The organism is Streptomyces sp. bgisy159, from assembly GCF_057707805.1.
Genome location: NZ_JBYIQX010000009.1, coordinates 1 through 20,243 on the forward strand (window position 1 = coordinate 1; position 20,243 = coordinate 20,243).

The window sequence follows — 20,243 nt, forward strand, 5'->3', positions numbered from 1 at the left end:
ACACCGACCGGTTGATGCGGACGGTGGTGGGGGTGGTGGTGCAGGCGGTGGTGGGGACAGTTGGGGGTGGTGAACCCGGCCCACCCGGGTGAACCCGGCCCATCCGGGTGGGCCGGCTCAGCCGGCGAGCGGGACCGCGCCCAGTTCCCGCGTGACGTCCGCCTCGGCGTCCTCCAGGACCCCGGTCCAGTACTCGTTCAGCTCGGGGGCGAAGTTCTTGCGGAACATCCGCAGGCACCAGAGCCGCTGCTCGGGATCGCGCTCGTGCTTGACGAAGAAGAACAGGTCCGCGGGCACGATGTGCCGCATGCCGAGCAGCGGCAACGGGCTGGTGAACGGCCGGAAGTCGTCGTTGTGCAGGCCGATCGTCTCGTGGTCGGGCCAGAAGTCGCCCAGCATGTAGCCCGCCTCCACCCACTCCGGTTTCAGCGCGTTGTGCACCCGCCCCACCATGGCCTTGGCCTCGTCGGACGGCAGCCCCACCGGCACGATCATGTTCACCAGGTAGATCCGGTCCTTGCCGGCCTCCTCCGCGCGCCGCCGCAGGTCCGCCAGCCGCTCACGGGCCAGCGCCGCCAGCGCCTCGTCGCCCCGGTTGGCGTCGAACTCGACCATGTCCACATAGCGGCGGCGCAGCGCCTTCACCATGTACGGGCACACCACACCGCTGCGCCCGAGTTCGGGATGCGGCCGGGGCGTGTACGCCGCGATCCAGTCACGGGCCTCGGTCATCGCGTCACTTGACATGTCGTCTCATTTCGCATGTTGATCACGTTGATGGTGATTGCTCGATCCATCACGCTAGGCCGGGCCCCTATCCGGGAGGCATCGTCCGCTTTTCGTTCCGGGAGGCGAGCCGGGCCGAGGCGCGCCCGCCGCCGGTTCAGAGCGGCTTGGCGTAGCAGCGGCTCGCCTCGTGGAAGCGGTAGTAGCCGAACTTGGTGCACGGCTCGTACCCGCTGGAGACGTACAGGGCGATGGCCTCGGGCTGCTCGGTGCCGGTCTCCAGGACCATGCGACGGCGGCCGGCCGTGCGGGCGTCCTCCTCCAGCGCGGCCAGGATGCGCCGGGCCAGCCCGCGACCGCGCATCTCCTTGATCACGAACATGCGCTTCAGCTCGGCGTCGCCGTCCTCGTTGCCCTCGCCGTTGCGGTCCTGGCTGCGCCATCCGCCGGTGGCCACCGGGCGGTCCTCCTCGTCGTACGCGACGAGGTACACGCCGCTCGGCGGCTCGAAGTCCGCCGGCCGCAGGTGTGTGGCGTCGCCGCCGTCGCCGTAGCGCTCGTGGTACTCGGCCTGGACCTCGTCGTTGAGCTGGACGGCGTGGGGGTGGTCGAAGGCGACGCGACGTATATTCATGCTGGTCACTGTACTTCTATGCAGCTCTCTGTAGGGTGGCCATTTCTGGACGCTGTCCAGTGTGCCGGTATCGTGCCCGCGTGCTGACCGTGACCAGTGTGAACGTCAATGGCCTGCGCGCCGCCGCGAAGAAGGGCTTCGTGGAGTGGCTCGCCGGGACCTCCGCCGATGTGCTGTGCCTGCAGGAGGTGCGCGCCGAGCCCGGGCAGCTCCCCGAGACCGTGCGGGACCCGGAGGGCTGGCACGTGGTCCACGCGCCCGCCGCCGCCAAGGGCCGCGCCGGTGTCTCCCTCTACACCCGGCGCGAGCCCGACGCCGTCCGGATCGGCTTCGGCTCCGCCGAGTTCGACGGCAGCGGCCGGTACGTCGAGGCCGACCTGCCGGGGCTGACGGTCGCCTCGCTCTACCTGCCCTCCGGTGAGGTCGGCACCGAGCGGCAGGACGAGAAGATCCGCTTCATTGGAGAGTTCCTGGCGTACCTCAAGGAACTGCGCGAGCGGGCCGCCGCCGACGGGCGCGAGGTCCTGGTCTGCGGCGACTGGAACATCGCCCACCAGCAGGCCGACCTGAAGAACTGGCGCGGCAACGTCAAGAACTCCGGGTTCCTGCCGGAGGAGCGCGAGTGGCTCACCCGGGTGCTCACCGCGCAGGACGGCGGCTACGTCGACGTGGTCCGTGCCCTGCATCCCGGTGTGGAGGGACCGTACAGCTGGTGGTCGTACCGCGGCCGGGCCTTCGACAACGACACCGGCTGGCGGATCGACTACCACGTCGCCACGGCGGGTCTCGCCGCCCGGGCGGTCAAGGGGTACGTGGAGCGCGCGGCCACCCACGCCGAGCGCTGGTCGGACCACGCGCCGGTGACGGTGGTCTACGACGGCTGAGCCCGGCGGCGCCGCCGGAAGGGCGGGTGTGGCGGCCTCGGGTGAGGTCCGGCGGCCTCGGTCGCGCCTGGCGGCTTCGCAGGCGTGGTCGCTTCGGGTCAAGTGTGGTCGCTTCGGGCCGGGTCCGACGGCCTCGGGTCAGGCGTGGCGGCTTCGGGGCGGGTCCGGCGGCCTCAGGACGCCTGGCGGCTGAAGCGGGCGGCGAAGCCGCGCAGGGCGGCCAGGAGCTGCGACCCGGCCTCCAGGGCCAGCAGCAGAAGCGCGACGGCGAGGCATACCCGCGCCGCTCCCCACGAGCCGACGGCCGCCCCCCGGGCGTAGGAGGCGACCCAGGGGCCGCTGCCGCCCAGGTCCCAGGCGGGGCGCTCGGTCGGCAGGTCCGTGCCGGTCAGGTCGCTCACGAACCAGCACCCCGCGGCGAACAGCGCCAGCGCGCACGCGGCGGTGAACAGCGCGCGCATCCCGCGCCGTCTCGTCGACCCGGCCATCTCGTCCCCCTCCTGCCGCCGTCCCGTCGTACGGTCCGGCCACTGTACGCCCCGGCCCGCCCACCGGTGCCCCGAGGGTCGGCTACGCCGGCCGGTGCAGCCTGCGGTCCAGGGCGAGGGAGAGTTCCGCCTCCACGACGCTGCGGGCCAGCGGGCGCAGGCGGTGGACGTCCTGGCCGGGGGCGTGGTGCAGCACCAGGTCGGCGAAGAGGTCGGCGAGCGCGTCGGCGTGCTCCCGTACCCGCGCCGCCGCGGCCAGTACCTCCGACAGCGGGATGCCCTCCCGGACCAGGGCGGCGGAGACGTCCAGCAGGCGGCGGCTGATGTGCACGATCGTGTCGCCGTCGGAGCCGAGATAGCCCAGCTCCATCGCGGCCGCGAGGTTCTCCGGCGTCACCTCGCCCTCGAAGCGGGCGGCGAGTTCCTCCGGAGTGAGACGGACCGGCTCCTCCTCGCTCGGGGGGCCGACCCCCAGCAGGTCGGCGACGTCCCGGCCGTTGTCGAACGCCTCCGCGAGCTCCGCGATACCGCTCAGGGTGTGGCCGCGCTCCAGCAGCGCCGCGATCGTCCGCAGCCGGGCCAGGTGGTGGTCGTCGTACCAGGCGATGCGGCCCTCGCGGCGCGGCGGCGGGAGGAGGCCCCGTTCCCGGTAGAAGCGCACGGTGCGCACCGTGACGCCGGCCTGCCGGGCCAGTTCCTCCATGCGGTACTCACGCTTGTCTGCCACGCCCGCACCCTAGTTCGTACCGTCGGTAACTTTCCCGCGCCGCCCCCTACCCATGAGTACGGAGCTCCTCTACTCTCCCCATTGCGCCAGTGTTCACTGGCAGAGTCCGATGCGACGCGTGGAGGCTTCGGGATGGCCGAGCACGAACACGAGCATGTGCGGGTGGCGGTGATCGGGTCCGGATTCGGCGGGCTCGGAGCCGCCGTGCGGCTGCGCCGTGAGGGGATCACCGACTTCGTCGTCCTGGAACGGGCCGGCGGCGTCGGCGGCACCTGGCGCGACAACAGCTACCCGGGGTGCGCCTGCGACGTGCCCTCCCACCTCTACTCGTTCTCCTTCGCGCCCAACCCCGACTGGCCGCGCACCTTCTCCGGGCAGCGCCACATCCGCGCCTACCTGGAACACGTCACCGACACCTTCGGGCTGCGGCGCCACATCCGCTTCGACTCCGAGGTCCACCGGATGACCTGGAACGCCGAACGGCTGTGCTGGGACATCGAGACGGCGAGCGGCGACCTCTCCGCCGACGTCGTCGTCTCCGCCACCGGACCGCTGTCCGACCCCAAGATCCCCGAGATACCCGGGCTCGACTCCTTCCCCGGCAAGGTCTTCCACTCCGCCCGCTGGGACCACGACTACGACCTCACCGGCAAGCGCGTCGCCATGGTCGGCACCGGCGCCTCCGCCATCCAGATCGTGCCCGCCATCCAGCCCGTCGTCGGGCGCCTGACGCTCCTTCAGCGCACGCCTGCCTGGGTGATGCCGCGCATGGACCGTGCCATCACCGGCTTCGAACGCTCCCTGCACCGGGCGCTGCCCGCCACCGCCCGGCTGCGGCGCGGCCTGCTGTGGGGCATCCGCGAGCTGCAGGTCCAGGCCTTCACCAAGCATCCCGACGAGCTCGGCTTCGTCGAACAGCTGGCCAAGCGCAACATCGCCCGCGCCATCAAGGACCCCGCCCTGCGCGCCAGGCTCACCCCCGACTACCGCATCGGCTGCAAGCGGATCCTGCTGTCCAGCGAGTACTACCCGGCGCTCGCCCAGCCGAATGTCGACGTCGTCGACGGCGGGCTCAGCGAGATCCGCGGGTCCACCGTCGTCGCCGCCGACGGCACCGAGACCGAGGTCGACGCCATCATCTTCGGCACCGGCTTCCACGTCACCGACATGCCGATCGCGGAACGGGTGGTGGGCGCCGACGGGCAGACCCTCGCCGACACCTGGAAGGACGGCATGCAGGCCCTGCGCGGCGCCTCCGCGGCCGGCTTCCCCAACTGGATGACCATCATCGGCCCCAACACCGGCCTCGGGAACTCCTCCATGATCCTCATGATCGAGTCCCAGCTGAACTACATGGCCGACTACCTCCGCCAACTCGACGTCCTCGGCGGCCGCGCCGCCCTCGACGCCCGCCCGAGCGCCGTGGGCGCCTGGAACCGGCACGTGCAGGAACGGATGCGGCGCACGGTCTGGAACACCGGCGGCTGCACCAGCTGGTACCTCGACGCGAGCGGCCGCAACACCACCATCTGGCCCGGTACGACGAGCGAGTTCCGCCGGGCGACGCGGCGGGTGGACCTCGCGGAGTACCAGGTCGTGAGAGCGCCGGAGCGGGGAAGCGCGGGGGACGGCGGGGACGCGGGAGTGCGCGCCGGGGCGGGCGCCGTCGCGTCGCGCGGGGGCGTGAGCCCTGAGACGGCCGCCGGCGCGGAAGCCGATGAACCCGCCGGGGGGACCGGTGGGGGCGGTGGCGCGGGCGAGGCGGTGCGCGCCGGCGCCCGTATCGACTCGGACGCCCCCTCCGGTGGCTCGCGCGCCGCGCGCAACAGCGCCCGCACCCCCGCGCAGAGCGACGTGCGGACCGGCGCGCACGACGGCGCACCCAGCGCGGCCCGGACCGGCGACGCGCGCAACGGCGACGCGCGCAACGGCGCACGCACCGACGTCCACGACGGCGCGCAGGCCCGCACACAGGAGCGCGCTCCCCTCGACACGGAGGTCGCCCCGTGAGCCCCCGTCCACCGCACGTGGTGTCCGGACCTTACGCCCCGCCCGCCGCCCGCCGCGACCTGACCGTCGCATCGGCCGACGGCGCCCGGCTGCATGTCGAGGTGCACGGGCCGCAGGACGCGCCCCCCGTCGTCCTGGCGCACGGCTGGACCTGCTCGACCGCGTTCTGGGCGGCGCAGATACGGGCGCTGGCCGCCGACCACCGGGTGATCGCCTACGACCAGCGAGGCCACGGCCGGAGCCCCGCGAGCGCGGCCTGCACCACCGAAGCGCTGGCGGACGACCTGGAGGCGGTGCTGTCGGCGACGCTGGAGCCGGGCGAGAAGGCGGTGGTCGCCGGGCACTCGATGGGCGGGATGACCGTGATGGCGGCGGCGCCGCGGCCGGCGTTCCGGGCGCGGGTGGCGGCGGTGCTGCTGTGCAGTACGGGGAGTGCGCGGCTGGTGGCGGAGTCGACGCTGCTCCCGCTCGGGCCGGGACGGCCCAGGACGTGGCTGACCCGGCGCGTACTCGGCTCGCGCGCCCCCCTCGGCCCGGTCACGCCCCTGGCGCGCGCCGTCCTGAGGTTCGGGACGATGGGCGCCGGTTCGGCGCCCGACATGGTGGAGGCGTGCGCGCGGATCGTGCACGCCTGTCCGCGCCGGGTGCGCCACGCGTGGTCGCAGGTGCTCGCCGGACTGGACCTCGACCACGGGGTGCGCGAGCTGGCCGTACCGACGGCCGTCCTGGTCGGCACGGCGGACCGGTTGACGCCCCCGGTGCACGCCCGCCGGCTCGCCGCCGAGCTGCCGCAGTGCACAGGGCTCACGGAGTTGCCCGGGCTGGGGCACATGACCCCCGTCGAGGCGCCCGAAAAGGTGACCCGGCAGATCCGGGAACTCGTCGCCACGTACGTCACCGCGGACGCGGACCGCACGGCCGACACACAGGTCAAGGAGGGTGCATGAGCAGGGTCAGCCTGGAGGGGCAGGTCGCCGTGGTGACCGGGGCGGCGCGGGGCGTGGGGGAGTTGCTGGCCCGCAAGCTCTCCGCGCGCGGCGCGCAGGTCGCGTTGGTCGGCCTGGAGCCGGACGCGCTCAAGCAGGTCTCCGAACGGCTGCACAGCGACAGCGACCACTGGCGCGCCGACGTCACCGACCACGAGGCGATGGCCCGGGTGGCGCGGGAGGTCAAGGAGCGGTTCGGCAAGGTCGACATCGTCGTCGCCAACGCGGGCGTGGCCGCCGGCGGCCCCTTCGCCGACTCGGACCCGGACGCCTGGCGCCGGGTGATCGAGGTGAACCTCATCGGCTCCGCGGTCACCGCGCGCGCCTTCCTGCCGGTCCTGCGCGAGAGCCGCGGCTACCTGCTGCAGATCGCCTCCCTCGCGGCGATCACGCCCGCACCGATGATGTCGGCGTACTGCGCGTCCAAGTCGGGTGTGGAGGCGTACGCGCACAGCCTGCGCGCCGAGGTCGGCCACCAGGGCGTGAAGGTCGGCGTGGGCTACCTCTCCTGGACCGACACCGACATGGTCCGCGGAGCCGACCAGGACGACGTCATGCGGGAGTTGAGGCAGCGGCTGCCGTGGCCGGCCAACAAGACGTATCCGCTGGGTCCGGCCGTCGACCGGATCGTCGCCGGGATAGAGCGGCGTTCCGCCCATGTGTACGGGCAGTGGTGGCTGCGGGGGATGCAGGGGGTGCGGGGCGGTCTGCCCGGGCTCATCGCGACCGTCGGACAGCGCGAGATGAGGCGCTTCGCGCCCCGACTGGACGGCATGCGCACCGGCCTGGTCGGGGCCGGAGGGGAGGCCGACGAGGAGGCGCGCGCCGCGCGCCGCACTCCCTGAGGGGCGCGTCGCGAGGCCGCGCGCCGTCTCCCGCGCCGTGGACGGCGAGCCGCCCGCCACCGGGGACGACTACGGTGCGTGAATGATCGACATGCGTTGCGTAACCGCCCATGTGAATCTGGTCGAGGCCCCGACAAGGGGCCCATCCCCCTCACCCCCACTGGAGTGAACCCACATGGGTATGAAGGACAAGTTCCAGGACCAGGCCGAGCAGTGGCAGCAGCAGGCCAAGGACAAGATGAGCGACGCCAAGGAGCAGACCCACCGCCGTGGCCGTCGCCCCGAGGACGAGGACATGACGCGAGGCCGTGAGCCGCGCGAGCCGCGCGAGACCCGTGAGCCCCGCGAGCCGCGCGAGACCCGCGAGCCGCGCGAGTCGCGCGAGCGCGAGGAGCAGGACCGCTTCGACCAGGACTACGATGTCTGACGTGAAGTTCGCCGGCCTGCCGCGCCACGGCTGAACCGCGGCGCACACCATGGCGAGGGGCGCCCCCGACGGGAGGGCGCCCCTCGTCCTGCGTCCACCCCCACAGCTCGGCGAGGAGCCCCAGGCCGAGAGCCGGCCCTCAGGCCGGCAACTCCCCGGGCGACCAAGGACCCTCACGCCGACCAAGGACCACCCTCAGGCCGACCGCGGACCCTCAGGCCGATCGCGGACGGACCCTCGGACGACCACGAGCCCCCAGGCAGCCCGCACGCCCACCCCCTGCTGTGAACCCTGCTGTGACCCCTGCTACGAACCCACCCGCTACGAAAAAGCCACCCGCTAAGAACCCACCCCCCGCCTCCCCCGGGGCGGCAAGGCCGGCCGGGACCGGTCCGGTACGCCGCCGTAGTCGGGCGGCGTGGCGGGCGGGCTGGTCTCCAGCAGGTCGAGGGCGAGGCGCACGGCGTCGTCGAGTTGGGCGTGGCGGCCCTCGGCCCAGTCCAGCGGGGTGCGCAGGGCCTCCAGATCGGGAGCCACGCCGTGGTTCTCGACGGACCAGCCGTAGGTGTCGAACCAGGCGGCGTTCATCGGCACCGTGATCACCGTGCCGTCGCCGAGCCGGTGCCGCCCGGTCATGCCGACGACACCGCCCCACGTCCGCTGCCCCACGACCGGCCCCAGCTTCAGCAGCTTGAAGGCGGCCGTGATCATGTCACCGTCGGACGAGGTCGCCTCGTCCGCCAGGGCCACCACGGGACCGCGCGGGGCGTTCGAGGCGTAGGAGATCGGCTGGGCGTTGCGGGTGAGGTCCCAGCCCAGGATGGTGCGGGTCAGCTTCTCCACGACCAGCTCGCTGATGTGGCCGCCCGCGTTGCCGCGCACGTCGACGATCAGCGCAGGCCGGGACACCTCCATGCGCAGGTCCCGGTTGAACTGCGCCCACCCCGAGCCGCCCATGTCCGGGATGTGCAGGTAGCCGCACCGGCCTCCGCTCAACTGGCGGACCACTTCACGGCGTTTGGCGACCCAGTCCTGGTAGCGCAGCGGACGTTCGTCGATCAGCGGCACGACCGCGACCCGGCGAGCCGGGCCGGTGCCCTCCGCCGGGGTGAACGTGAGCTCCACCGTCGTACCGCCCGCGCCCGCCAGCAGCGGGTACGGTCCGCTGACCGGGTCCACCGGACGGCCGTCCACATGGGTGAGGACGGCGCCCTCGCGGATACCGGTGCCGGCCAGCGGGGACCGTGCCCGGGAGTCGGAGGAGTCGCCGGCCAGGATCCGCTTGACCATCCAGCGTCCGTCGCGGCGGACGAGGTTGGCACCGAGCAGGCCCTGCCACCGCTGGTAGTGGGCCGGGCCCTCGTTGCGCCGCGCGGCGCTGACGTAGGCGTGCGAGGTCCCCAGTTCGCCCAGCACTTCGCGCAGCAGATCGGCGAACTCGTCCGGGGAGGCCACCCGTTCGACCAGCGGCCGGTACTGCTCCAGTACGGCGTCCCAGTCGATCCCGCACATGCCCGGCTCCCAGAAGTACGCCCGGATCAGCCGCCCGGCCTCCGCGTAGGACTGGCGCCACTCCGCGCCCGGGTCCACCTCGTGCAGGATGCGCCGCAGGTCGATCCAGACGGTGGTGTCCCCGTCGCCGGCCTCGGTCGCCGGTACGGCGCGCAGCTCGCCCTCGTCGACGACGACCAGCCGGGTGCCGTCCCCGCTCACCGCGAACCAGTCCAGATCGCCGACGAGTTCGGACTTCTTGGCCTTGGTGAGGCTGAAGTGCTCCAGGGTGGGCCGTCCACTGGTGTCGTCCGGGTTGGCGAAGGTCTCGCCGAGCGCCCCGGAGATCGGCCAGCGCAGCCAGACCAGTCCGCCGCCGGCCACCGGGTACAGCGCCGAGTACTTCGAGGCACTCACCGGGAACGGTGTCACCCGGCTCTCCAGCCCCTCCGCCTCGACGGTGACCGCGCCGTCGGCGCCCCGGTCCGCGAGCGGGTCCAGCCCCCCGGCGGCCGGCCGGCCCTCCGGGTTCAGCGCGAAGGGCGAGGGCGTCGCGGACGACAGCGGCACCAGGTAGGGCCGGCAGCCGAGCGGGAAGGACAGGTCCCCGGTGTGCACGTCGTACACCGGGTCGAAGCCGCGCCAGGACAGGAACGCCAGATAGCGGCCGTCCCGGGTGAACACGGGGTTCTCGTCCTCGAAGCGGCCGTTGGTGACGTCCACGACGAACGGGCCGTCGCCTTCCGCCGCCCCGGAGATCCGGGCCATCTTGATCTGCCGCAGAGATCGACCGATCCCCGGGTGCGACCACGTCAGCCAGGCGCCGTCCGGGGAGAACGCGAGGTCGCGCACGGGCCCGTTGTCGGACCGGATCAGCTCGACGACCTCGCCCTCGCACCCCGTCGGCAGCCCGTCCACCCCCGGCGCCGCCGCCTTCCCCGTGACGTCCGCCGCTCCGGTGGCGTCCGCCGCCTCCCCCGTGACCCCCGCCTCTCCCATGACGTCCTCTCCTGCGACGTCCCCTTCCCCGACGTCCCCTTCCCCGAGGGCCTCCCCGGTCACTCCCGTCTCGTCGTTCACCGTGATGAGCAGCAGACGTCCGTCGTGCGAGGCGATCGCCAGTCTCTCCCCGTCCGGGTCGCACACCATCTCCAGCACCCGCCCCAGCTTCCCGGAGGCCAGCCGGCGCGGCGCCCGGCCGCCGGTGGCCCGCGGCAGGTGGGCCACCTCGACGGCGTCCTCGCCCTCCGCGTCGGTGATGTACGCGACCTGCCCGCTGGAGCCGAGCATCTCGGGGAGCCGTACCCGCACGCCGGGCGGGTCGGTGATGGTGCGGGCCGGTCCGTCCCGGTGGGTCAGCCAGTACAGGCTGCCGCGGACGACGACGGCGCTGGCCCGCCCCGTCTCGTCCACCGACAGCCCGTCCACGTGCTGCGCGGCCGGGATCCGGTACGGCCGCCGCCCCGCGCGGGGCCCGCCCAGCCGGACGTCGAGCCGGCGGGGCTTGGAGTCGGCGGCGAGGTCGTCGACGATCCAAAGGTCACCGGCGCACTGGTAGACCACCCGGGTGCCGTCGCCGGCGGCGTGCCGGGCGTAGAAGGCGTCGTGGTCGGTGTGGCGGCGCAGGTCGGTGCCGTCGTGGGCGCAGGAGTAGAGGTTCCCGACGCCCTCGTGGTCGGAGAGGAAGGCGATGCGGTCGCCGACGAACAGCGGGCACTCGACGTGCCCGCCGAGGTCGGGCAGGAGCCGCTGCCCGTGCAGCCAGAGCCGGCCGGTGGCACCGCCCCGGTAGCGCTTCCAGGCGGCGGGTTCGTGCGGTGGAGTGCCGGTGAGCAGCAGGGTGCGGCGTTCGCCCGCGAGATCGGCGACCTGGATGTCGCTGACCGGCCCCCAGGGCAGTTTGCGGCCCGGCTCGCCCCCGGTGCCCACCTTGTAGGCCCACGTGAAGTACGAGAAGGGCTCCCCGTGGGAGGCGACGGCGAGGATGTCGCTGTGCCCGCCACCCTGATCGCCGCCGTCACCGCGATCGCCACCGTCACCCCGGTGGCCACCGTCACTCCGATCGCCTCCATCGCCCCGATCGCCCCCGTCCCCGCCGCTCCCCCCGTCCCCGCCGCTCCCACCGTCACCGCGGCCGTCGTCGCCCTCGGCCGGGGTCCAGCCGCACACGCGCGTGTCGGAACTTCCCCAGTACGTCAGCTGCCGGGCCTCCCCTCCGTCCACCGGCACCAGATGGATCTCCGGGACGAGGCTGCGCCAGCTCGTGTACGCGATGGTGCGGCCGTCGGGGGAGAAGCGCGGGTGGCCGAGCTTGGTGCGGTCCACGGTGAGCCGCCAGGCCCGGCCGGGTCCGTCGAGCGGGGCCAGCCAGAGGTCGTCCTCGGCCACGAAGCACAGCAGGTCGCCGCTGAGGTGCGGCAGGCGCAGATAGCTCACCTCCCCATGCTTTTCCGGCAGGGTGGGCCGGGCAACTCGTGGGACGGACCTTATGCGGCCCTCACGGACGTGACCCAGCGCACGTACGAAACCGTTTCGTTTCGTTGGCGCTGGGGGTATCTTCGTCTCGTAGGGACCTTGAGGAACCTTCCAACCATGCGGACTTGGCGGAGGAGAGGGGTGAGTGGGATGACCGATGTCGCGACAGCACGCCGCAGCCGGCTCACCCCCGAACGCGAGGGCGAACTGTACGCCGCCGTGGTCGACCTGCTCCGCGAGGTCGGCTACGACGCCCTGACCATGGACGCCGTCGCCGCCCGCACCCGGTCCAGCAAGGCCACGCTCTACCGCCAGTGGGGCGGCAAGGCCGAGCTGGTCGTCCGGGCCATCCGGCACAGCGTCCCGGCCAAGTTCAAGGAGATCGACACCGGCTCGCTCCGCAGCGACCTGCACGCCCTGGTGGCGCTGGAGGACGACTGCACCATGGAGCAGAACTCGGCGCTGATGCGGGGCGTCGCCATGGCGATGCACAACAACCCCGACCTGCGCAGAGCGTTCCGGGAGCAGCTCGTCGAGCCGGAGATGTCCGGGTTCCGGCAGGTGGTCCGGAGGGCCGTCGACCGGGGCGAGGTCGCCCCCGACTGTCCCGCGCTGGAGTTCCTGCTGCCCATGATGGTCGGCGGCTGGGCCACCCGGGCGCTGCTCGACGACCAGCCGCCCACCCAGGCGTACATCCGGTCGTACCTCGACGCCGTGGTCCTCCCCGCCCTCGGCATTCGTACGGCCTGACACCACCCACTCACCGCACCTGACGCGACCGCTCACGTCGTCGGGCCGATCAGTCCTGCCCCAAGGCCTGATCACCCCTGCCCTGAAGAGAAACCACGACCTGACCGGGAGCCCTTGTGGCCACGTTCCTCTATCGCCTCGGCCGGTTCGCCTTCCGGCGACGGCACTTCGTCGCCCTCATATGGGTGGCGCTGCTGACCCTCGCGGGCGTCGGCGCCGCCAGCGCGCCCACGGCCGGCAACACCTCCTTCTCGATCCCCGGCACCGAGGCCCAGAAGGCCTTCGACCTGCTGGAGGAGCGCTTCCCCGGGATGAGCGCCGACGGCGCCACCGCGCGGGTCGTGTTCAAGGCGCCGGCCGGCGAGAAGATGACGGACGCCGACAACAAGGCCACCGTCGAGAAGACGGTCAAGGAGCTGTCCGACGGCTCCGAGGTCGCCTCCGTCGCCGACCCCTACACCGGCAACGCCGTCAGCGACGACGGCACGATCGCGTACGCGTCCGTGAAGTACGACGTCTCCGGCATGGAGCTGGAGGACTCCTCGCGCGACGCGCTGAAGGACGCCGCCCAGCAGGCCCGGGACGCCGGCCTGACCGTGGAGATCGGCGGTGACGCCCTCCAGGCCACACCCGAGACGGGCAGTACGGAGATCATCGGCATCGCGGTCGCCGCGGTCGTCCTGGTGATCACCTTCGGCTCGCTGCTCGCGGCCGGTCTGCCCCTGCTCACCGCGCTCATCGGCGTGGGCATCGGCGTCTCCTCGATCACCGCCCTGGCCAGCACCCTGGACCTCGGCTCCACCACCTCCACCCTCGCGTCGATGATCGGCCTCGCGGTGGGCATCGACTACGCCCTGTTCATCGTCTCCCGCTACCGTGCCGAACTCGCGCAGGGACGCGAGCGTGAGGAAGCCGTCGGGCGCGCCGTCGGCACGGCCGGCTCGGCGGTCGTCTTCGCGGGCCTGACCGTCGTCATCGCCCTGGTCGGCCTGTCCGTCGTCAACATCCCCATGCTGACGAAGATGGGTATCGCAGCCGCGGGTACCGTCGCCATCGCGGTCCTCATCGCCCTGACGATGATCCCGGCGCTGCTCGGCTACGCCGGCCGCAAGGTGATGCCCGCCGGCACCAAGAGCAAGCTGCTCGGCGGCGGCCGCGAGAAGAAGGCGGGCCAGGACGCCAAGCCGAACATGGGCACCCGCTGGGCGAGCTTCGTCGTACGGCGCCCGGTGACCGTCCTGCTCCTCGGCATCCTCGGTCTCGGTGCGGCGGCGATCCCCGCGGCCTCGCTGGAGCTCGGCCTGCCCGACGACGGCTCCCAGCCGACCTCGACCACCCAGCGCCGCGCCTACGACCTGCTCTCGGAGGGCTTCGGGCCCGGCTTCAACGGACCGCTCATGGTCGTCGTCGACGCCCAGGGCAAGGACGACCCCCAGGCCGTGTTCCAGCAGGTCGGCGACACGATCAAGGGCCTCGACAACGTGGTGAACGTGACCGCGCCGGCTCCGAACAAGGCGGGCGACACCGCCACCATCACCGTCGTCCCCGACTCCAAGCCGTCCTCCGTGACGACCGAGGAACTGGTCCACTCCATCCGTGACCAGGGCGCACGGATCAAGGCCGACACCGACGCCGAGGTGCTCGTCACCGGCGCGACGGCGATGAACATCGACGTCTCGCAGAAGCTCAACGACGCGCTGGTCCCGTACCTCGTCCTCGTCGTCGGCCTCGCCTTCCTCCTCCTGATCGTGGTCTTCCGCTCGATCCTGGTCCCGCTGAAGGCGGCGCTCGGCTTCCTGCTCTCCGTGATGGCGGCGCTGGGCGCGGTGGTGGCCGTCTTCCAGTGGGGCTGGCTCGCGGGCCTGATGGGCGTGGAGGAGACCGGTCCGGTGATGTCGATGATGCCGATCTTCATGGTGGGCGTCGTCTTCGGACTCGCCATGGACTACGAGGTATTCCTCGTCACGCGGATGCGTGAGGCCCACGTCCACGGGGAGACGCCCGGCCAGGCCGTGGTCACCGGCTTCCGGCACGGCGCGCGGGTCGTCACCGCCGCTGCGGTGATCATGATCGCGGTCTTCTCGGGCTTCATCGGCTCGTCCGAGTCGATGGTGAAGATGATCGGCTTCGGCCTCGCGATCGCCGTCTTCTTCGACGCGTTCATCGTCCGCATGGCCGTCGTCCCGGCCGTGCTCGCCCTCCTGGGCAAGCGCGCCTGGTGGCTGCCCAAGTGGCTGGACCGCGTCCTGCCCAACGTCGACGTCGAGGGCGAGGGGCTGCGCACGGCGGCCGACCGCGCGCAGGACGACGACAAGGAACTGGTCCGCGCCTGACCGCGCCACCCAGAGACGGCCGGTGAGGGCTCCGTGGGGACGGGGTGCCCTCACCGGCTTCGTCGTCTCCTGCCTGGTGCACCTGAGCCACAGCCGTCCTCCTGAGCCGCCCCCGCGTAAGGCGAGCGGGGCGTGCGAGCGGGGGTGCACGCGGGGCGTGCGCGCTGGGGAGAGAGCCGGTGGGCGTGTGGGCGGTTCACGCGCAGGCGTGCGCGGCGCGTGCCGCGCGCAGCCTGACGTGCGCCCTTTCCGCCGGCACACCCACGCGCCCCCGGCGCGCCCGCTCGCGCGTACGCCCCCGAACCCGCCCGTGCCAGAACCCGTCTGCCCCGAAACCCGCTCGCCCGGCTCATGCGCCCCCCGCTAGCGTGCGGCCATGACGTCGCCCGGAGCCCACCCACGATTCGTTGAAGCCCTGCACGCCCTGGAGCTGGGGGAGGTGGCGGCGCGAGTGCGCCGCTTTCCAGCCGGCACCCGGACCGCCGCCGAGGCTGCCGCCGCGATCGGCTGCGTACTGAGCCAGATCTGCAAATCGCTGATCTTCGCCGCCGACGGCGAGCCCGTTCTCGTCCTCATGGACGGCGCGTCCCGGGTGGACGTGGAACTCGTGCGCAAGGAACTCGGCGCCGACGCGGTCACCCGGGCCGACGCCGCCGTCGTACGCGAGACCACCGGGTACGCCATCGGCGGCGTACCGCCCTTCGGGCACCGCACGCGGACCCGGGTGCTCGCCGACCGCGCGCTGCTCGGCCACGAGGTCGTCTGGGCGGCCGCCGGCACCCCGCACGCCGTCTTCCCCATGGCACCGGCGGCCTTGGTCCGGCACGCGGGCGCCACCGTCGTCGACGTTCGCGAGCGCACCGCGTGACACCACGGGTCACCTCGGCCGTCCTGCTCGCCGCGGTCGCCCACGCCAGCTGGAACGCGGTGGCCCACCGTATCCCCGACAAACTCGTCGGCTTCACGCTCATCTCGGGCGGCGGCATGATCATCGGCCTCGCGATGGCGCCCTTCACGGCGTTCCCGGCGGCCGGCGCCTGGCCGTATCTGTTCGGTTCGGCAGCGCTCCACATGGCGTACTACGCGCTGCTCATGCGCTCCTTCCGGCTCGGCGATTTCGGCCAGGCCTACCCGATCGCCCGGGGCTCCGCACCCCTCGTCGTCACCGTCCTCGCCGCGCTCCTCGCGCACGAGGTCCCGGACGGCTGGGCCGCCGCCGGCATCGCCCTGTCCTGCGCCGGCCTGACCGGGGTCGCGCTGTGGGGCCTGCGCGGGCACCGGCCCGACTGGGCCGCCGTCACAGCCGCGCTCGCCACCGGCCTGGCCATCGCCGCGTACACCGTCGTGGACGGCCTCGGCGTCCGCGCCTCCGGCTCCTCCCTCGGCTACATCGCCTGGCTGATGGCCGTCCAGGGCGGCCTGCTCCCGGCGTACGCATGGCTGCGCCGGCGTGGCCGGACCGGCGCGCGCCTGCGGCCGTACGCCCGGCTCGGGCTCCTTGGCGCCGCGCTGTCCGTAGGGGCGTACGCGCTGGTTCTGTGGGCGCAGACGCGCGCCGCGCTCGCCCCGATCGCGGCGCTGCGCGAATCGTCCATCCTGGTCGGCGCTGCCATCGGCGCGGTCTTCTTCAAAGAGCGCTTCGGCGCGCCGCGGATCGCCGCCGCGGGGCTGCTCGTCGTGGGCATCGGGCTGATGCTGCACGCGGGCTGACGCCGTGGGCGGGACACCGTACGCGGCGGACGGCGCAAGCGGTCGGTCAGGGGGCGGGGAGGAGCGGGACGGCGTCCGTGTAGCCGTTGGACGGCTTGGCGATCTCCCGCACCGTGCGGGCGTCCAGCGCGACCTCCGCCGAGTCGGTGCCCAGCGTTCCCGCGTGGTGCCAGGTGCCCGTCACCGCCACCCATGTGTCGGCCTTGGGCGCGGGCACCCCGTACATCCGCACCCGCACCGACTGTGCGTCCGCGGCACAGCAGTTGAGGATCAGCCGGGTCAGGTACCACCCGTCGCCGTCCGGCGTCACGAACCCGGCCATCAGCACCGTTCGTCCCTCGACGGCCCGCTCCTCGTCCTGGCGCACGCGGCGCGTGAAGTCGCCGAGGGTGATGGGCAGCGGGGACGTCGCGGGCAGCGGGTCGAACTCCTTCTGCACCCCGAGCGGCTTCGGCGCCTCCCGGGCCGCGGTGTACGCGCCGAGGGCGGGCGGAGCGTAGAGCAGAAGGCTGAGCGCGGGGAGGAAGAGGAGCCAGGCGGCGCGGGGCGGGCGGGAGTGGTCGTGCCCGTGGCCTTGCCGGCTCCCGGCGCCGTGGCCTCCGCCGGCGTCGCGGTCGTCGTCCCCGGCGGTGTCCTCGCTGTCGTGGTCGTCGTGGTTGCCGTGGTCGCCAGGGCTGTCCGAGGTGCAGAGGGCCCAGCTCCGGTACGCCGACCAGCCCTCCGCCGAGCCCAGGAGCAGCAGGACGAGTCCGGAGGCCACCAGCAGCGGGTGCATGCCCTCCTTCACGTAGCGCAGATACACGTCGGAGAGCACGGTCACATGCAGCAGGCCGAGGCCACTGAGGACGAGCAGGAGCGCCTGCACGGGGCGTTTCACAGCAGGACCCCTCCCACGACCACGCTGCACACGACGGCCACGACGGCCGTCGCGGCGGAGAACCGGACCGCGAACGCCCGCCCGAACGTGCCCGCCTGCAGCGCGATCAGCTTCAGATCGACCATCGGCCCGACCACCATGAACGCCAGCCGCGCGACCGGCGAGAAACCGGACAGCGACGCCGCGAGGAACGCGTCCGCCTCCGAGCACACCGCGAGGAGCACCGCCAGCGCCGCCAGGAACAGCACCGACAGCCAGGGCGACCCGGCGAAGGTGTCGAGAACGGAGCGCGGCACGGCCACGTTGAAGGTCGCCGCCGCCATCGCCCCGACGACCAGGAAGCCGCCCGCGTGCAGGAAGTCGTGCCGGAAACCGTCCCGGAACTCCCGCCACCGGCTTCCTCCGGGCCGGTGACCGGTGTGCCGCACCGTCGGCCGCAGCCACTCGGACCGGCCGCGCCACAGCCAGAGCCAGCCCATGACGAAGGCGGCGGCCAGGGAGGCGAGCAGCCGGGCCAGCACCATCTCGGGGTTCCCGGGGAAGGCAACCGCGGTGGCCGTCAGCACGATCGGGTTCACCGCGGGCGCGGAGAGCAGGAACGCGAACGCGGCGGCCGGCGTGACCCCGCGCCCGATCAGACTCTTCGCGACCGGCACCGAGGCGCACTCGCACCCCGGCAGGACCACCCCCGCCACCCCGGCCACCGGCACGGCCAGCGCGGGCCGCTTCGGCAGCATCCGGTGGAACACCGAAGTCGGCACGAACGCGTTGATCGCCCCCGACAGCGCCGTCCCCAGCAGCAGGAACGGCAGCGCCTGCACGGTCACCGCCAGCGCCACCGTCTGCCACGCCCGCACCGCCGGCTCTTCCAGGCCACGTCCCGCGACCACGAGCAGAGCCCCCGGAAGCACGGCCGCCGCCAGCAGCAGCAACGGCCAGCGTCGGGGCCACGCGCGCGGTGGGGTGGCGGGGGTGCCGAGGTCGTTCGGGGCCACCTCTGTCTCGTACATGGTCGGATCAACATAGCGGGCCGTGGCCGGCGGGTGGGACGCGCGTGGTTCGTGTGTGCGTCCGCCCGTTCGGAGGCGCACCCTGGAATCAGAAGTTCCGGAGGTGATCGTCATGATGCACACCGCAGTGGGGTGGCACGTCGAGCTCGAGTTCAAGGAGGACGAACACCGCACGACCGCGGTGGCGCTGGTACGGCTGCCCGACGGCACCGAGGTCCGTGCCCACGGACACGCCAGCCGCCACCACTCCGACACCAATCAGCCCCGAGTCGGCGAGGAGATAGCCGGCGCCCGCGCGCTCAACGAGATCGCCATGCAACTGCTGACGAAGGCGCACCGGGAGATCGACGACGCGTCCGGGCGGACGTCGCACCCGATCAACGTGTGAGGGCGGGGAAACCGTCGCGCGGCTGCCTGGGCGGGCGGATGCCCGGGCGCGCGGCGCGCGCTGTGGGCTTCACGGCGCGCGGCGAATGCCGCCCGCCCGGTGGACGGGCAAGCGAGCCCGGCGCCCGCGGGACTGCGTGCGGCGCGCTGCGGGCTGCGTACGTGCGGCGGTCGCGTGCGGTCGACGGCGTGCGGTCGGTGGCGTGCGCGGCGCGGCGGGGGCGTGCGTGCGCCGAGCACGCCCCGCGCGTGACGTACGCGCCGTGGTGCGTCCCACTCTGGGCGCTGTGCGTCAGGCCGCCGTGAGCGCTGTGCGCAGCGCGCGCAGAAGCGCCTGCGCCCGCGGATCCGCCGTCACGCTGGTGCGGAAGCCATTGGTGACGTACCCGAAGGCGATGCCCGAGTCGGGATCGGCCAGGCCCAGCGCCCCGCCGCGTCCTGGATGCCCGAAGGAGGCCGGGGACAGCAGTGGGGACGCGGCACCGTGCAGCATGTACCCGAGGCCGAACCGTGTGTTCACGACCAGGACCCGGTCCGCCCCGACCGACCGCTCACCGCGAGCCAGTTCGACCGTTTCCGGCGCGAACAGCCGCCTCCCGCCGTCCACCTCGCCGATCAGCGCCGCGTAGAACCGGGCGAGACCGTCCGCGGTCGCGATGCCGTTGGAGGCGGGCAGGACCGCCGCCCGGTAGGCGGGGCCGTTCTCGTCGGGCAGCGGTGTGATGGCGGCGAAGGCGCGGCGGGTGAGGGAAGCGGGGTCGGCGTAGGCGTCGGCGACGGAACGCTTGGGACGGGTACGCAGCGCACCGGCGTGCGCCGGCGTGTCCACCTGCCCCACGCGCCCCACCCGGTGGGCGAGCGCCGACGGCAGTCCGAGCCAGAGGTCGGCGCCGACCGGTCCGGCGATCTCGTCGGCGATCCACGCGCCGATCGACCGCCCGGTCACCCGTCGCACCACCTCACCGGTGAGCCAGCTGTACGTCTGTGCGTGATAGCCGTGCGCGCTCCCCGGCTCCCAGGCGGGCGCCTGCGCGGCGACGGCCGCCGCGCCCAGGTCCGGGTCGGCGGCCTCGGCAGGCGTGAGAGGCCGGTCCAGCGCGGGAACACCGGCCCGGTGCGCGAGCAGATCGCGCACCGGCGTGCGCTCCTTGCCCGCCGTCTTGTACTCCGGCCAGTACGCCCCCACCGGCGCGTCCAGGTCCAGCTCACCGCGCTGGTGCAGCAGCAGAAGGACGGCGGCGGCGACACCCTTGGTCGCCGAGCGCACGATCTGCGCCGTGCGCGACTCCCAGGGCACGGTGCCGTCCACGTCTCGTGCGCCGCCCCACAGGTCGACCACCTTGTGCCCGTCGCGGTAGACGGTCACCGCCGCTCCGCGCTCCCCGAGCGCCTCGAAGTTGCGGACGAACGCCTCCCTGACCGGCTCGAAACCCCCGGTCACCGTGCCGTGCACATCCACGCCCGTACGTCCTTTCGGCTCGCC

At 73.2% G+C, this 20,243-nt stretch carries 17 protein-coding genes and 1 pseudogene; 10 read left to right on the plus strand and 8 right to left on the minus strand.

Going from position 1 to position 20,243, the window contains the following annotated elements; translation table 11 throughout:
• Positions 1-117 precede the first annotated feature (117 nt).
• Positions 118-747, minus strand: coding sequence for a DUF6875 domain-containing protein (locus AC3ET3_RS11515; RefSeq protein ID WP_435612053.1), 630 nt, complete (start codon positions 745-747; stop codon positions 118-120).
• 136 nt (positions 748-883) lie between these two features.
• Positions 884-1,360: a GNAT family N-acetyltransferase gene (locus AC3ET3_RS11520; protein ID WP_432135558.1), complete on the minus strand. Its 477-nt coding sequence runs from the start codon at positions 1,358-1,360 to the stop codon at positions 884-886.
• 80 nt (positions 1,361-1,440) lie between these two features.
• Here AC3ET3_RS11520 and AC3ET3_RS11525 point away from each other — a divergent pair, with 80 nt between their 5' ends.
• Positions 1,441-2,244: an exodeoxyribonuclease III gene (locus AC3ET3_RS11525; RefSeq protein WP_435612054.1), complete on the plus strand. Its 804-nt coding sequence runs from the start codon at positions 1,441-1,443 to the stop codon at positions 2,242-2,244.
• Between the two features lie 173 nt (positions 2,245-2,417).
• On the opposite strand, the gene AC3ET3_RS11530 is transcribed toward AC3ET3_RS11525, so the two are convergent.
• On the minus strand, positions 2,418-2,732 hold the full coding sequence (locus AC3ET3_RS11530; RefSeq protein WP_432156955.1) for a hypothetical protein: 315 nt from the start codon (positions 2,730-2,732) through the stop codon (positions 2,418-2,420).
• Positions 2,733-2,814: 82 nt separating this feature from the next.
• Positions 2,815-3,459, minus strand: a complete 645-nt coding sequence (locus AC3ET3_RS11535; protein WP_432156954.1) for a MerR family transcriptional regulator — start codon at positions 3,457-3,459, stop codon at positions 2,815-2,817.
• A gap of 132 nt (positions 3,460-3,591) precedes the next feature.
• Between AC3ET3_RS11535 and AC3ET3_RS11540 the strand changes: the two are divergent.
• The 4 genes and pseudogenes from AC3ET3_RS11540 to AC3ET3_RS11555 all read left to right on the plus strand — a co-directional run.
• Positions 3,592-5,136: pseudogene (locus AC3ET3_RS11540) on the plus strand (flavin-containing monooxygenase); the annotation flags it as partial.
• Between the two features lie 329 nt (positions 5,137-5,465).
• Positions 5,466-6,416: an alpha/beta fold hydrolase gene (locus AC3ET3_RS11545; RefSeq protein WP_432156953.1), complete on the plus strand. Its 951-nt coding sequence runs from the start codon at positions 5,466-5,468 to the stop codon at positions 6,414-6,416.
• Entirely contained in the window at positions 6,413-7,300 is an 888-nt protein-coding gene (locus AC3ET3_RS11550; RefSeq protein WP_432156952.1) for an SDR family oxidoreductase, read from the plus strand. Before AC3ET3_RS11545 ends, AC3ET3_RS11550 begins: the two co-directional genes overlap by 4 nt.
• A 175-nt stretch (positions 7,301-7,475) precedes the next feature.
• Complete coding sequence (locus AC3ET3_RS11555) at positions 7,476-7,727, plus strand: hypothetical protein (RefSeq protein ID WP_435612055.1); 252 nt, start codon at positions 7,476-7,478, stop codon at positions 7,725-7,727.
• A gap of 339 nt (positions 7,728-8,066) precedes the next feature.
• Here the strand turns inward: AC3ET3_RS11555 and AC3ET3_RS11560 are convergent, their stop codons facing one another.
• Positions 8,067-11,654 (minus strand): S41 family peptidase, encoded by a 3,588-nt coding sequence (locus AC3ET3_RS11560; RefSeq protein ID WP_435612056.1) that lies wholly within the window; start codon positions 11,652-11,654, stop codon positions 8,067-8,069.
• A 189-nt stretch (positions 11,655-11,843) separates the two neighbouring features.
• On the opposite strand from AC3ET3_RS11560, the gene AC3ET3_RS11565 reads away from it, so the two are divergent.
• From AC3ET3_RS11565 to AC3ET3_RS11580, 4 genes are all read left to right on the plus strand, one after another.
• Positions 11,844-12,443, plus strand: a complete 600-nt coding sequence (locus AC3ET3_RS11565; RefSeq protein ID WP_432135550.1) for a TetR/AcrR family transcriptional regulator — start codon at positions 11,844-11,846, stop codon at positions 12,441-12,443.
• 116 nt (positions 12,444-12,559) lie between these two features.
• Entirely contained in the window at positions 12,560-14,776 is a 2,217-nt protein-coding gene (locus AC3ET3_RS11570) for an MMPL family transporter (protein WP_432135549.1), read from the plus strand.
• A gap of 376 nt (positions 14,777-15,152) precedes the next feature.
• Entirely contained in the window at positions 15,153-15,644 is a 492-nt protein-coding gene (locus tag AC3ET3_RS11575; RefSeq protein WP_432156948.1) for a YbaK/EbsC family protein, read from the plus strand.
• On the plus strand, positions 15,641-16,486 hold the full coding sequence (locus AC3ET3_RS11580; RefSeq protein WP_435612057.1) for an EamA family transporter: 846 nt from the start codon (positions 15,641-15,643) through the stop codon (positions 16,484-16,486). Before AC3ET3_RS11575 ends, AC3ET3_RS11580 begins: the two co-directional genes overlap by 4 nt.
• Before the next feature lie 46 nt (positions 16,487-16,532).
• On the opposite strand, the gene AC3ET3_RS11585 is transcribed toward AC3ET3_RS11580, so the two are convergent.
• Both AC3ET3_RS11585 and AC3ET3_RS11590 read right to left on the minus strand, forming a co-directional pair.
• Positions 16,533-17,363, minus strand: coding sequence for a TIGR03943 family putative permease subunit (locus AC3ET3_RS11585; RefSeq protein ID WP_435612058.1), 831 nt, complete (start codon positions 17,361-17,363; stop codon positions 16,533-16,535).
• On the minus strand, positions 17,360-18,373 hold the full coding sequence (locus AC3ET3_RS11590; protein ID WP_435612059.1) for a permease: 1,014 nt from the start codon (positions 18,371-18,373) through the stop codon (positions 17,360-17,362). The genes AC3ET3_RS11585 and AC3ET3_RS11590 overlap by 4 nt, the downstream gene beginning before the upstream one ends.
• Positions 18,374-18,485: 112 nt before the next feature.
• Between AC3ET3_RS11590 and AC3ET3_RS11595 the strand changes: the two genes are divergently transcribed.
• The gene (locus tag AC3ET3_RS11595; protein WP_432135544.1) at positions 18,486-18,761 is read left to right on the plus strand and encodes a DUF1876 domain-containing protein; all 276 of its coding nucleotides are present in this window, start codon (positions 18,486-18,488) and stop codon (positions 18,759-18,761) included.
• Between the two features lie 291 nt (positions 18,762-19,052).
• Here the strand turns inward: AC3ET3_RS11595 and AC3ET3_RS11600 are convergent, their stop codons facing one another.
• Positions 19,053-20,219 carry a serine hydrolase domain-containing protein gene (locus tag AC3ET3_RS11600; protein ID WP_435612060.1) on the minus strand — a complete coding sequence of 389 codons (1,167 nt, stop codon included), beginning with the start codon at positions 20,217-20,219 and terminating at the stop codon, positions 19,053-19,055.
• Positions 20,220-20,243 lie beyond the last annotated feature (24 nt).